The organism is Pseudomonas simiae, from assembly GCF_900111895.1.
Taxonomy (GTDB): domain Bacteria; phylum Pseudomonadota; class Gammaproteobacteria; order Pseudomonadales; family Pseudomonadaceae; genus Aquipseudomonas; species Aquipseudomonas simiae.
Genome location: NZ_FOKB01000003.1, coordinates 207,913 through 221,109 on the forward strand (window position 1 = coordinate 207,913; position 13,197 = coordinate 221,109).

The following is a 13,197-nucleotide window of genomic DNA, read 5'->3' on the forward strand; positions in this document are numbered from 1 at the left end:
AAGGGGTGCCTGTAGCTACGACACGCCGCCGCAATGGCTGTTCAGTGGCCAGGCAACTAAACCTGCACACGCCAGGCCTTGGCCTGCTCCACGGTGGTGGCACTGGACATCCGGTCCCAGGGTTTGTTGCGCGCCTTGTAGCGGTCGCTGATGGTATCGAGCACTCGGTTGAATTCAGTGGGCGTGGAAGACCACGCCAAATCCTGGGTCGCACGGTGTAACAGCTCTACATTGGCGTTGGGCTGGCCCGGCCGAAACAGCGAAGGGTAGATCACTTCCCGCGTGAAGCTTTCAGCTTTCATCGCAATATCACGCACGCTCATCTCAGCGACAGCGCTGCCAATGACCTTGGACATCGGCAAGGCGCCCGACGCGATCTGCTTGGCTGCCACTTGCAACAACTGCTGGAAATTGCGCTGACTGGCGACATTGAGACGCCGCCCCAACCAATCGATTTGCTCGGGACGCCGGGCCAGGGCGTCGAGGTTACGCAGGGCCGATAAGATTTTCGGCGTGAACACCAGCGCGCCCTTCGCCTGGTTGGCTTCGATAATCGCGCCATCCAGGGCGTGCAACGCCTGTTGGGCGTTCTTGCGAAACGTCAGCACATCCGCGGCGGCGGGATCTTTTTGCAGCGCTGGTTGCACACTGGCGAGCATTGCATCGTCCATGGCCAACACGGCGTCATCCAGCGATTGGAACGAGTGGCGCTCAAGCGCGGTGCTGCGACGCTCCAGATGCGCGTCTACCGCCTGGCGCGCCTTCGCCTGCAGATGTTGCTTATGCTCATCCTGCATCGTGAAGTTGACCGTGCCCGTTAGCAGGCCTCGAAAATCACCTTTTTCCGTCTTCAGGGGCAATGTCACGATCTGCTCGGCGAACGCCTCAAGCTTTTTGTCCTGAAAGGCTCCCGCAGCCGAATGCGGAACACCGGTGATGCGGTCTGCCAAGCTGCTGAAAAAACTGCCACTGCGCGTTCGCGCATCAGCCGCGTCGGACTCGAACTTGACGATCAAGGACTCAGACTTGGTCAGGGGACTCTCGGGAAATGCCCGATCCACCACACCTGGCGCCGGTGTATTGAGCAGCATGCCGCCGTCCTTGAACGCGGTGGTTTCAGTTGAGGTTTGGAAACCATGCCCCCGCTCCTCCGGGCTTTTGAACACCAGCGGCAACGAGCCGGAAATATGCGCCGCCCGGGCGATATCCATCTGCGGGGTCAGGCTGGCATTGAACACCACCAACTGCGGACGGCCAGCAAACATGCCGGTGCCGGTAATGTTGAGCTGCTTGATCGCAGGAATATGCCGGCTCAACACGTCAAGATCGCCAAACGTAGGGGCGGCACCGGCACTCAATTTGTCAGCAATGCGCATGACTTCGCCCGGCCGGGTTTCCCGAGGGGTTTGCGCGATATGCTCCAGAATCGACTGGCGCGACTCGTTGCGGATCACTTCTTCAAGGGGTAATGCCTCGGTCTGCAGGCGCGGCAGCAAGGTCATCAGCAACTGAGAAATATTGCCGGCAGCGCCGGGCAAGCGGCCGACCAGTTTGCCCAGTGTCGAACTGGCATCCTGCATCCAGGCCGTCACGACGTCCTTGCTGTTCAGCAGGCTGGGCAAATCGATGCTGTCCGACAACCTGTCGAACGCTTGCGCCCCCATGCCGCTGGCAATCAGTGCCGCGGAAATCGCACCGGCAGATGAGCCGGAGATCGATTGGATACCTTCCAGCTTCTGAGCATCCTCAAGTGCCCGCACCACCCCCGAGAAAGCAATACCCTTGGCGCCACCCCCACTGAGTACAAGGCTGGTAACGGCGGGTGCCGATAAAAATACGTCTACCCGTCCCTGGTGATCACGCAGAAGCGTCACATTGCGCGCACCAACCCCCTCCACCAGAGGCGTCTCCACCGCTTGATGGGTCGGGGAGAAGGCCTCTTCGTTCAATGAGGGTTGGAGTGTGGCGATTGCATTAAACACTTTCATGCACGGGCTCTCTCTACGGGATGTGGCCCTGAGTGATGAGAGCGCCTGCGAAAGATCCGTACGGAATGATTTGGTAAAGCAAATCACCCCACTGCGGGGTTACTCGGGAAGGCTATCGTCCTTGAACTGATCCTTCACGTACCGGATCTCGGTGCGACCGTGGGGTGCCGGCAAACCGTCTTCACCCAGGTTGACGAACACCATTTTCTCTACTGTGAGGATGCTTTTACGGGTGATCTTATTGCGCACTTCGCAGGTCAACGTGATAGAGGTGCGACCGAACTCAGTGGCGGTGATGCCCAGCTCGATGATGTCGCCCTGGCGCGAGGCGCTGACAAAGTTGATTTCGGAGATGTACTTGGTCACCACGCGCTGGTTGCCCAGTTGCACAATGGCGTAGATCGCCGCTTCTTCGTCGATCCAGCGCAGCAGACTGCCGCCGAACAGGGTGCCGTTGGGGTTGAGGTCTTCAGGTTTTACCCATTTGCGGGTGTGGAAGTTCATGGTCACTCCAAAGCGTCTTGCCGAATGATGGGCAACATCATGGCAGAGCGTGGGCCCAAGCTCTATGTGCCATTACCTATCAACCCCATCAGCGATCTTCATATGGCCGACGGAAAGGCTTGGGAAGTCTGGCGCACAAGGCTATAATCGGCGCCGTTTCAAAACGGTCATCTCTGGTTGATACCGTTCTCCCGCCACCTGTCCGAGGGGCGCTGCAGCAGGTTCAACCTGTCAGGCTCGGATGGGGCGTTGTCCGGCCTGGTCCACCTGGCCTGATACTAAACGCACAACGGCGCCCATTCGCACACTACGAATGGAGGCTCTTCATGAGCGCAGTAAACACGCCTGCAGGTTTCAACGACTACAAAGTCGCCGACATGTCCCTCGCCGCCTGGGGCCGTCGCGAAACGTTCATCGCCGAATCCGAAATGCCTGCCCTGATGGGTCTGCGTCGCAAGTACGCCGCTGAGCAGCCGCTCAAAGGCGCCAAGATCCTCGGTTGCATCCACATGACCATTCAGACTGCCGTGCTGATCGAAACCCTGGTTGCCCTGGGTGCCGAAGTACGCTGGTCGTCCTGCAACATTTTCTCGACTCAAGACCAGGCCGCTGCCGCTATCGCTGCTGCCGGTATCGCCGTGTTCGCCTGGAAAGGCGAAACCGAAGAAGAGTACGAGTGGTGCCTGGAGCAAACCATCCTCAAAGATGGCAAGCCATGGGACGCCAACATGATCCTCGACGACGGCGGCGACCTGACCGAGCTGCTGCACAAGAAGTACCCGCAGATCCTCGACCGCGTCCACGGTGTGACCGAAGAAACCACCACTGGCGTGCACCGCCTGCTGGACATGCTGGCCAAGGGCGAGCTGAAAATCCCGGCCATCAACGTCAACGACTCGGTGACCAAGAGCAAGAACGACAACAAGTACGGCTGCCGTCACAGCCTCAACGACGCCATCAAGCGCGGCACCGACCACCTGCTGTCGGGCAAGCAAGCCCTGGTGATCGGCTACGGTGACGTGGGCAAGGGTTCGTCCCAGTCCCTGCGTCAGGAAGGCATGATCGTCAAGGTCTCCGAAGTGGACCCGATCTGCGCCATGCAAGCCTGCATGGACGGTTTCGAAGTGGTTTCGCCGTTCATCAACGGCCAGAACGACGGCACCGAAGCCAGCATCGACAAGGCCCTGCTGGGCAAGATCGACCTGATCGTGACCACTACCGGCAACGTGAATGTTTGCGACGCGAACATGCTCAAAGCCCTGAAGAAGCGCGCCGTTGTCTGCAACATCGGTCACTTCGACAACGAAATCGACACCGCTTTCATGCGCAAGAACTGGGCATGGGAAGAAGTGAAGCCACAGGTGCACAAGGTTCACCGCACCGGCGCTGGTGATTTCGACCCACAGAACGACGACTACCTGATCCTGCTGGCCGAAGGCCGTCTGGTTAACCTGGGCAACGCCACCGGCCACCCAAGCCGCATCATGGACGGCTCGTTCGCCAACCAGGTACTGGCGCAGATCTTCCTGTTCGGCCAGAAGTACGCCGACCTGTCGCCTGCGCAGAAAGCCGAGCGCCTGACCGTGGAAGTACTGCCGAAGAAACTCGACGAAGAAGTGGCCCTGGAAATGGTCCGCGGCTTCGGCGGCGTGGTGACTCAACTGACCAAGACCCAGGCCGACTACATCGGCGTGACGGTTGAAGGTCCGTTCAAGCCGCACGCTTACCGCTACTAAGTAACCGGCTCTCTCCCTATCGGAGCGGGCTTGTGTGAGAGCGGGCTTGCTCGCGAATACGGAGTGTCAGTCGGAGCAATCATGACTGACCCACTGCATTCGCGAGCAAGCCCGCTCCCACATTGACGGTGTAAGCCTTCCAGTTTTGAGTTTCCAAGGATACGACCATGTCCCAAGACCGTCGCTACAGCTTCGAGTTCTTCCCGACCAAGACCGATGCTGGGCATGAAAAACTGATGGCGACTGCCACGCAGTTGGCCAGCTATAACCCCGACTTCTTCTCCTGCACCTACGGCGCCGGCGGCTCGACCCGTGACCGCACGATCAACACCGTGTTGCAACTGGAAAGCCAAGTCAAAGTTCCCGCCGCTCCGCACTTGTCGTGCGTGGGCGACAGCAAGGACGACCTGCGCGGCCTGCTGACCCAATACAAGGCCGCCGGCATCAAGCGCATCGTCGCCCTGCGCGGTGACCTGCCCTCCGGCATGGGCATGGCCAGCGGTGAGCTGCGCTACGCCAATGACCTTGTGAGCTTCATCCGTGAAGAAACCGGCGATCACTTCCATATCGAAGTGGCGGCCTACCCGGAGATGCACCCCCAGGCCCGCAACTTCGAAGACGATCTGCAAAACTTCGTGCGCAAGGCCAACGCCGGCGCTGACAGCGCGATCACCCAGTACTTCTTCAACGCCGACAGCTACTTCTATTTTGTCGAGCGTGTACGGGCCATGGGTGTGAACATCCCGATCGTGCCAGGCATCATGCCGATCACCAACTACAGCAAGCTGGCGCGCTTCTCCGACGCCTGCGGTGCCGAGATCCCACGCTGGGTGCGTAAACAACTGGAAGCCTATGGCGACGACGTCAAGAGCATCCAGGCGTTCGGCGAACAGGTCATCAGCACTATGTGTGAAGATTTGTTGCAAGGTGGCGCGCCAGGGTTGCACTTCTATACCCTGAACCAGGCTGAACCCAGCCTTGCCATCTGGAACAACCTCAAGCTGCCACGCTGAAGTTTGTCCGGCTGTGCCAAGGCCCTCGTCTCTACGAGGGCCTTCGTCGTTTTACATGCCACGGAACCTAGCAGTCCATGAATACAGTGCCCACGACTTCCCGCCCACAACTGGTCTACCTGGTCTTCGGCTCCGAGACCTACCACCAGGAAGCGGTGTTCAGCATCGCCAGTGCGCTGGCCTTCCTGCAGGACACCCCGGAAGCCGCCGTGGACATCCAGGTATTCAGCGACAACCCGGAGCCCTATCGCCTTTTGCCAGTGCGCGTACGCCCGCTGGACGAAGCCACCCGTAAACGCTGGAGCGAGCCCCACGGCTATCACTTCCGCACCAAGCATGTGGTGTTGCGCCAAGTGCTGGAAGAATCGCCGGTGGCCATGCTGATCGACACCGACACTTTTTTCCATCACTCACCGATGGACCTGTTCGAGCGCGTGCAGCCTGGCACCCTGCTGTGCAACGCCTTCTACACCAAGTACGGCGACAACCACGAAAGCCTTCTCTACACCGCCCTGCGCCAGCGCCTGCTGGACATGGGCGTGGCCGACGATGACATGATGACCCTCAACTCCGGGGTCATGGGCCTGACGCAACAGGACGCGCATATCCTCGATCGCTCCATCGAGTTGATGGACGAACTGTTCCCCCATGCCCAGGGCGCCTACACCCTGGAAGAATTCTGCCTGTCGATCGCTGCCTATCGCACCGTCAACGTGCGCGAATGCCCGGACCTGATCCACCATTACTGGAGCCGCAAGCAGCTGTTTCGCGCCAAGGTCAAGGCGTGGATCGCCAAGCATGGGGCGGCCCCGACCAGCGCACTGGCACTGGCCGACACTCGCCAGGTCTCCTCACACCTGCCGCGCCCTCCCCGCCTGCAGCGCCTGTTGTACAAACTGATTACCCTGGTATTGCCCAAGCACCAGCAGCAGTTCATCCGCGAAATTCTCTATGGCTGCTACGAGCACGAGAATGAATTCGACCAGGCGTGTGGCCCGGTGTGGTGGGACAAGGCCCGACAGAACCAGGAAGAACGCCAGAAACGCCCGATCGATGCCCACCAGCTGGAACACTGGTTCGCCAACCCCGTGGTGCGCCTGATTCTCGGCAAGCGCCGCGTGGCGATCTATGAGCATTTGATGACGTCGCCGGCCAAATAGCGCCACCTAGCCCCGCCTGCGGATGCGCGTGCCAGAGCTTCTCTTTAGGGCGGGAGCATCGTAACCTCAGGCCATGCCCGTCATTCTCAAGTTGTTGACCGCCACCCTCTTTACTTGCCTGAGCCTGGCCGCTTATGGCGAGAAACTGCGCATTGTCACCGAGCCATGGGCGCCTTATGTGTACGACGACAATGGCACCATGCGCGGCCTGGACTACGAAACCACGGCGATCGTGTTCCAACGCCTGGGCGTCGAGGTGCAATGGCAGTTCCTGCCCTGGAAGCGCTGCCTGGCCATGCTCGACCAGGGCCAGGCCGACGGGGCACTGGACATTTTCCACAGCCATGAGCGCGACGCCTTGCTGCTGTATCCCAGCGAACCGCTGTCGGATGTGGAGTTCGTGCTGTTCTACGCCAATGAGCGCCCACACCCCGTACAAGGGCTCGAAGACCTGCGCGGCCTTACGGTCGGCACGTCGCCGGGCTACCTGTACGGCGCCGACTTCAGCGATTCAGCGCTGTTCAACCACGAACCGGCTCCCAGCCATGAGGCCAACTTCGGCAAATTGATGCTCGGGCGCATCGACTTGGTGATCACGGACCGCAGGGTGGGCCAGCATGTGATCAAGGCATTGGGCCTGGAAGGCAAGGTCAGCCAGGCGCCGGCGGTGGTCAGCCGCCAGCAGCAGTTCCTTGCGGTGCGCCGTGGCGCGGGCATGGATCTGTTGGTACAACGCTTTGCCGCCGAGCTCAAACGCTTCAAACAAGAACCGGCATATAGCGCATTGAGCGCCAAATATGGTGGAATCCAAGCGATTACGGGCGCTGGACACACCGTTGAGCAGCAGGAAAGCAGCGCGCCGTGATTGCTCTGTTATACTCCGGCCTTTCCGCCAGGCTCACGCCCGGCCGCTGAGGTCTTGAAAAAGGCACCCAACCCCGCTACAGCGCAGCTTTCAGCCCGCGCGAGCCGGTGGAGTGCCCGCCAGACGCAGCAGGACCGGACGGGGTTGCGCTCCCCTAAGCGCCATTCACGCCCGGCAAGATTATCCCTTTGGGCCAAGCCCTAACTAAAACAGGATTACTCATGTCCTTTGCTTCCCTCGGTCTCTCCGAGGCTTTAGTCCGCGCCATCGAGGCAGCGGGCTATACCGAGCCTACTCCGGTGCAACAGCGGGCCATTCCCGCCGTGTTGCAAGGTCGCGACTTGATGGTTGCGGCTCAGACAGGTACTGGTAAAACCGGCGGCTTCGCCCTCCCGATTCTGGAGCGGTTGTTTCCCAATGGTCACCCGGACAAATCCCAGCGTCACGGCCCGCGCCAGCCGCGTGTTCTGGTCCTGACCCCCACCCGCGAACTCGCCGCCCAGGTGCACGACAGCTTCAAGCTGTATGCCCGCGATTTGAAGTTCGTCAGCGCCTGCATCTTCGGCGGCGTCGGCATGAACCCACAGGTTCAGGCCATGTCCCGTGGTGTGGACGTGCTGGTCGCGTGCCCAGGTCGTTTGCTCGACCTGTGCGGCCAAGGCAGCGTCGACCTGTCCCACGTGGAAATCCTCGTGCTGGACGAAGCCGACCGCATGCTCGACATGGGCTTTGTCCATGACGTGAAAAAGGTGCTCGCCCGCCTGCCGGCCAAACGTCAGAACCTGCTGTTCTCGGCAACGTTCTCCCAGGACATCACTGCCCTGGCTGGCAAGCTGCTGCACAACCCGGAACGCATCGAAGTCACGCCGCCGAACACCACGGTCGAGCGTATCGAGCAACGCGTATTCCGCCTGGCCGCCAGCCACAAGCGTGCGCTGCTGGCCCACCTGATCACCGCCGGCGCGTGGGAACAGGTGCTGGTCTTCACTCGCACCAAGCACGGCGCCAACCGCCTGGCCGAGTACCTGGACAAGCACGGCCTCACCGCCGTCGCCATTCACGGCAACAAGAGCCAGAACGCGCGCACCAAGGCCCTGGCCGATTTCAAGGCCGGTTCCGTGCGCATCCTGGTTGCCACCGATATCGCCGCCCGCGGCCTGGATATCGACCAATTGCCACACGTGGTCAACTTCGAGCTGCCAAACGTCGATGAAGACTACGTGCACCGTATCGGCCGTACCGGCCGTGCCGGTCGTTCGGGTGAAGCCATCTCCCTGGTTGCACCGGACGAAGAAAAACTGCTGAAAAGCATCGAACGCATGACCAAGCAGAAAATCGCCGACGGCGACCTGATGGGCTTCGATGCCAGCGCCGTGGAGGCCGAGAAGCCTGAAGCGCGCGAGCGTCCGGACGTGCGCAACCCGCGCAACCCACGCGGTCCGAAGGGCGATGGCCCGAACGGCGGCGGGGGTGGCGGTGGCCGTCGCGACAAGGGCAAAGACAAGGGCAAGGAAAAATCTGCCAGCGGCCGTGGCGAACGCCCGGCCCGTGAGCAGAAGCCCCGCGAAGGCACTCCGGCCCGCGAACAGCGCCAGCCGAGCCAGCCGCCACGCGCTGCTGCCGACCGTGCTCCGGACGAGTTCCTGGACGACGATGTGGATAACTTCGGTAACCGCGTCGACTACGTGCCCCAGGCCAAGCCGGCCCAAGGCCGTGGCCGTCGCCCAGGCGCCCCGGCACAGGGCGCTGGCGCAGGTGCTCCCCGTGGCGGCCAGCCACAAGGTGGTCGTCAGAATGGTCCACGCAACAGCAGCGGCGGCACTACCGGTACGCCGCCAGCCAAGCGCAATGGCCCGCGTAACGGCGCGCCGCGTGATGGCCAGGCTCGCCGCGAAGACTCGCGCAGCAACAACCGCCGCCCGGCCCGTGACGACCAGCAACGTTCGTCCGAGCCAGCCGTGCAGAACCCACGTGGTGGTCCGGCGCCAAAGATCATCCACAAGGAGTCGAAGGCTGATCGCTTCCCGACACCCGAGCAGTTGGATCAACTGCCAGGCCGTCCTCGTGGTGAAAAACCAGCGCTGCTGACGCGCAATCGCTGAGTTTCAAAGCGCCATAAAAAAAGCCCCGCCTCTTTTCGAGACGGGGCTTTTTTTTGACTCAACACAAATCAGCGGTGGGAGCTGCCTTGCCTGCGATGCGGACACCTCGGCGCGTCAGGCCCACCGAGTCGATGCAATCGCAGGCAAGCCAGCTCCCGCATTGATTGCATTCCTGGCATAAAAAAACCGGATCGCAGGATCCGGTTTTTTTGGGTAAAAACAGAAATTACTTCTGCTTCACACCTTCCAGCGAGATGTCCAGGTCCACAGTCTGCGAGGACGGGCCTGGGCCTTTGATGCCGAAGTCGTTCAGGTTGACAGTGGTCTTGGCGTTGAAGCCGGCACGCTCGCCGCCCCACGGGTCTTTGCCCTCACCGTTGAAGGTGGCCTTGAAGGTCACAGGCTTGGTCACGCCGTGGAAGGTCAGGTCGCCGGTCACATCAGCGGTTTTGTCGCCGGTGGACTTGACTGCGGTGGAAACGAACTTGGCGTCAGCGAACTTGGCAACGTCCAGGAAGTCTTTGCTGGCGATGTGCTTGTCACGCTCGGCGTGGTTGGACCACAAGCTGGCGGTTTTCACGTCGACTGCGATTTTGCTGGCTTCTGGCTTGGCGGCATCCCAGCTGAAGGTACCGTCCCAATCCTTGAAGGTACCGTGGATGAAACTGTAGCCCAGGTGGCTGATTTTCCAGTCGATGAAGGCGTGCTGGCCTTCTTTGTCGATCTTGTAGTCAGCAGCCATCACCTGGCCTGCGGAGAGCAGAGCAGTACCGATTGCCAGAGCAGCGAGGGTCTTTTTCAACATGCTTTCTATTCCTTGTGAGTCGAGGTTGAACATCAGGCTTTGCGCCCCAGCATTCTCGTAAGGGTCGCATCACGATCGATAAAGTGGTGTTTCAACGCAGCCACGCCGTGCAAGCCGGCGAAGACCACCAACACCCAGGCCAGGTACAGATGCACCAAGCCGGCGTTATCTGCTTGGTCCGGTAATCCGGAAACCACGGCAGGAATCTCAAACAGGCCAAACACCGGAATACCGACACCGTCTGCGGTGGAAATCAGGTAACCGGCGATCATCACGGCAAACAGCCCGAGATACAGGAACGCGTGGCCAAACGCAGCACCGATACGGGTCATGCGGCTGTAGCTGGCCAGCGGTGGCGGCGGTGGGCTGACCAGGCGCCAGACAATACGCACCAGCATGATGGCGAACAGCGTGATGCCAATGCTCTTGTGCAAGTCGGGCGCGTCTTTGCGCCAGGCACTGTAGTAGTCAAGACCGACCATCCACAGGCCCAGCGCGAACAACCCGAACACCACCAAGGCTACGCCCCAGTGCAAAACCATACTGACCCAACCATAGCGGGCCGACGAATTACGTAGCTGCATGTCCCAAATCCCGTAAGAGCTGTGCCCAAGACTAGCGATTTACCTATCGAATTAAAGCCGAAAATTTCGCTTTGAAATATCGAGAAATACGATCTTGAGATTATGCACAGTACGTTAACGATGGATTAAGGACTATTACTAAGAAACGTGACAGATCGTCCTACGTTTACTGCGAATTATCTCTAATAGGTTGTGACACAGCCGTCCATTGCATAGGCTTGCGCGATTGATTTACCTGCGCCGGCCGCGGGACCGCTTCGAGGAGATAACCGATGGGCTTGAACAACCAGTGGATGCAACGCGACCTCGCAGTGCTGTGGCATCCCTGCACCCAGATGAAAGACCACCAGCAACTGCCGCTGATCCCGATCAAGCGCGGTGAAGGCGTGTGGCTGGAAGACTTCGAAGGCAAGCGCTACCTCGATGCTGTCAGCTCCTGGTGGGTCAACGTATTTGGCCACGCCAACCCGCGCATCAACCAGCGCATCAAGGACCAGGTCGATCAGCTGGAACATGTGATCCTGGCCGGCTTCAGCCACCAGCCGGTGATCGAACTGTCCGAGCGCCTGGTGCAAATGACCCCCGAGGGCCTGACCCGCTGCTTCTACGCTGACAACGGCTCGTCCTGCATCGAAGTCGCGCTGAAGATGAGCTTCCACTATTGGCTCAACCGCGGCCTGCCGAACAAAAAACGCTTCGTCACCCTGACCAACAGTTACCACGGCGAAACCATCGCCGCGATGTCGGTGGGCGACGTCCCGCTGTTCACCGAAACCTACAAGGCGCTGCTGCTCGACACCATCAAAGTACCGAGCCCGGATTGCTACCTGCGCCCCGAGGGCATGAGCTGGGAAGAACACTCGCGCAATATGTTCCTGGCCATGGAACAGACCCTGGCCGACAACCACGACACCGTCGCCGCCGTGATCGTCGAACCGCTGATCCAGGGCGCCGGCGGCATGCGCATGTACCACCCGGTGTACCTCAAGCTGCTGCGCGAAGCCTGCGACCGCTATGGCGTGCACCTGATCCACGATGAAATCGCTGTAGGTTTCGGCCGCACCGGCAGCATGTTCGCCTGTGAACAGGCCGGCATCCGTCCGGACTTCCTGTGCCTGTCCAAGGCCCTCACCGGCGGTTACCTGCCGCTGGCGGCCGTGGTCACCACCGATGACGTGTACGACGCGTTCTACGACGACTATCCGACCCTGCGCGCCTTCCTGCACTCCCACAGCTACACCGGCAACCCGCTGGCGTGCGCGGCGGCGCTGGCGACCTTGGATATTTTCGAAGAAGACAACGTCATCGAAAACAACAAGGCCCTGGCCCAGCGGATGGCCACCGCCACGGCGCACCTGGTGGACCACCCGCACGTGTCGGAAGTGCGTCAGACCGGTATGGTGCTGGCCATCGAGATGGTCCAGGACAAAGCCACCAAGACCGCCTACCCCTGGCAGGAGCGTCGTGGCCTGAAGGTGTTCGAGCACGCCTTGGAACGCGGTGCGCTGTTGCGGCCATTGGGCAGCGTGGTGTATTTCCTGCCGCCCTATGTGATCACGCCCGAGCAGATCGACTTCCTCGCCGAAGTGGCCAGCGAAGGCATCGACATTGCCACCCACAGCAACGTCAGCGTTGCAGTGCCGAAGGACTTCCACCCAGGCTTCCGCGATCCGGGTTGATCAACGAACCCCTACGTAAACCTCTTCAGAGAACAGAAATGAGATTGTCCCGCTTCTTCACTGACACCCCGCTGAGCCTCGGCGATCACGAATTGCCGGAAGCCCAGGCGCACTACATCAGCCGCGTATTGCGTATGGGCGAAGGCGATGCCGTGCAATTGTTCGACGGTTCCGGCCTGGAGTTCCGGGGCAGCCTGCTGGAGGTCGGCAAAAAGCGCGTCACCGTGCAGCTTACGGAAAGCTTCAGCGGCCAGACCGAATCGCCACTGCGCATTCACCTGGGCCAGGGCCTGTCCCGTGGCGAACGGATGGATTGGGCGATCCAGAAAGCCACCGAGTTGGGCGTCAGCGAAATCACCCCGATTTTCAGCGACCGCTGCGAAGTGCGCCTCAAGGACGAACGCGCCGACAAACGCCTGCAGCACTGGCGCCAGGTGGCAATCAGCGCATGTGAACAATGCGGGCGCTCCACGGTGCCGGTGATTCATCCGCCGCTGCTGTTGGCGGACTGGTTGAAACAGACCCAAGCGGACTTGAAGCTGGTGCTGCACCCCGTGGCCGAGCCGATGGTCAGCCATGCCAAGCCATCGAGCCTGGCCTTCCTGATCGGCCCTGAGGGTGGGCTGACCGACCTGGAAGTCGACACTGCGCAAGCCGCCGGCTACCACGCCGCCCGCCTCGGCCCGCGTGTATTGCGCACCGAGACGGCACCGGTGGTGGCGTTGGCCGTCGCCCAACAGTTGTGGGGCGATTTCTAGGGC

General features: G+C 60.8%; 11 protein-coding genes and 1 riboswitch. Of the genes, 7 read left to right on the plus strand and 4 right to left on the minus strand.

What is annotated here, in order from left to right; translation table 11 throughout:
- Window positions 1–56: 56 nt before the first annotated feature.
- Both BMZ57_RS10930 and BMZ57_RS10935 read right to left on the minus strand, forming a co-directional pair.
- Window positions 57–1,988, minus strand: a complete 1,932-nt coding sequence (locus BMZ57_RS10930) for a patatin-like phospholipase family protein (RefSeq protein WP_069672927.1) — start codon at window positions 1,986–1,988, stop codon at window positions 57–59.
- A gap of 99 nt (window positions 1,989–2,087) precedes the next feature.
- Window positions 2,088–2,492: an acyl-CoA thioesterase gene (locus BMZ57_RS10935; RefSeq protein WP_010207175.1), complete on the minus strand. Its 405-nt coding sequence runs from the start codon at window positions 2,490–2,492 to the stop codon at window positions 2,088–2,090.
- Between the two features lie 198 nt (window positions 2,493–2,690).
- A riboswitch (S-adenosyl-L-homocysteine riboswitch) is annotated at window positions 2,691–2,797 on the plus strand.
- Window positions 2,798–2,818: 21 nt separating this feature from the next.
- Here BMZ57_RS10935 and ahcY point away from each other — a divergent pair.
- From ahcY to rhlE2, 5 genes are all read left to right on the plus strand, one after another.
- Complete coding sequence (gene ahcY, locus BMZ57_RS10940; RefSeq protein WP_021492689.1) at window positions 2,819–4,228, plus strand: adenosylhomocysteinase; 1,410 nt, start codon at window positions 2,819–2,821, stop codon at window positions 4,226–4,228.
- Between the two features lie 167 nt (window positions 4,229–4,395).
- Window positions 4,396–5,241, plus strand: a complete 846-nt coding sequence (gene metF / locus BMZ57_RS10945) for a methylenetetrahydrofolate reductase [NAD(P)H] (protein WP_010207177.1) — start codon at window positions 4,396–4,398, stop codon at window positions 5,239–5,241.
- Between the two features lie 77 nt (window positions 5,242–5,318).
- The gene (locus tag BMZ57_RS10950; protein WP_010207178.1) at window positions 5,319–6,401 is read left to right on the plus strand and encodes a hypothetical protein; all 1,083 of its coding nucleotides are present in this window, start codon (window positions 5,319–5,321) and stop codon (window positions 6,399–6,401) included.
- A gap of 73 nt (window positions 6,402–6,474) precedes the next feature.
- The gene (locus BMZ57_RS10955; RefSeq protein ID WP_010207179.1) at window positions 6,475–7,266 is read left to right on the plus strand and encodes a substrate-binding periplasmic protein; all 792 of its coding nucleotides are present in this window, start codon (window positions 6,475–6,477) and stop codon (window positions 7,264–7,266) included.
- A 221-nt stretch (window positions 7,267–7,487) separates the two neighbouring features.
- Complete coding sequence (gene rhlE2 / locus BMZ57_RS10960; protein WP_010207180.1) at window positions 7,488–9,368, plus strand: RNA helicase RhlE2; 1,881 nt, start codon at window positions 7,488–7,490, stop codon at window positions 9,366–9,368.
- A gap of 226 nt (window positions 9,369–9,594) precedes the next feature.
- On the opposite strand, the gene BMZ57_RS10965 is transcribed toward rhlE2, so the two are convergent.
- Both BMZ57_RS10965 and BMZ57_RS10970 read right to left on the minus strand, forming a co-directional pair.
- Entirely contained in the window at window positions 9,595–10,173 is a 579-nt protein-coding gene (locus BMZ57_RS10965; RefSeq protein ID WP_021492687.1) for a YceI family protein, read from the minus strand.
- Window positions 10,174–10,205: 32 nt separating this feature from the next.
- Complete coding sequence (locus BMZ57_RS10970; protein WP_010207182.1) at window positions 10,206–10,757, minus strand: cytochrome b; 552 nt, start codon at window positions 10,755–10,757, stop codon at window positions 10,206–10,208.
- 272 nt (window positions 10,758–11,029) lie between these two features.
- Between BMZ57_RS10970 and BMZ57_RS10975 the strand changes: the two genes are divergently transcribed.
- Together BMZ57_RS10975 and BMZ57_RS10980 are read left to right on the plus strand one after the other, a co-directional pair.
- Window positions 11,030–12,436 (plus strand): adenosylmethionine--8-amino-7-oxononanoate transaminase, encoded by a 1,407-nt coding sequence (locus BMZ57_RS10975; RefSeq protein ID WP_021492686.1) that lies wholly within the window; start codon window positions 11,030–11,032, stop codon window positions 12,434–12,436.
- Between the two features lie 38 nt (window positions 12,437–12,474).
- A complete protein-coding gene (locus tag BMZ57_RS10980; protein WP_021492685.1) occupies window positions 12,475–13,194 on the plus strand; it encodes a 16S rRNA (uracil(1498)-N(3))-methyltransferase in 720 nt (239 codons plus the stop codon).
- Window positions 13,195–13,197 lie beyond the last annotated feature (3 nt).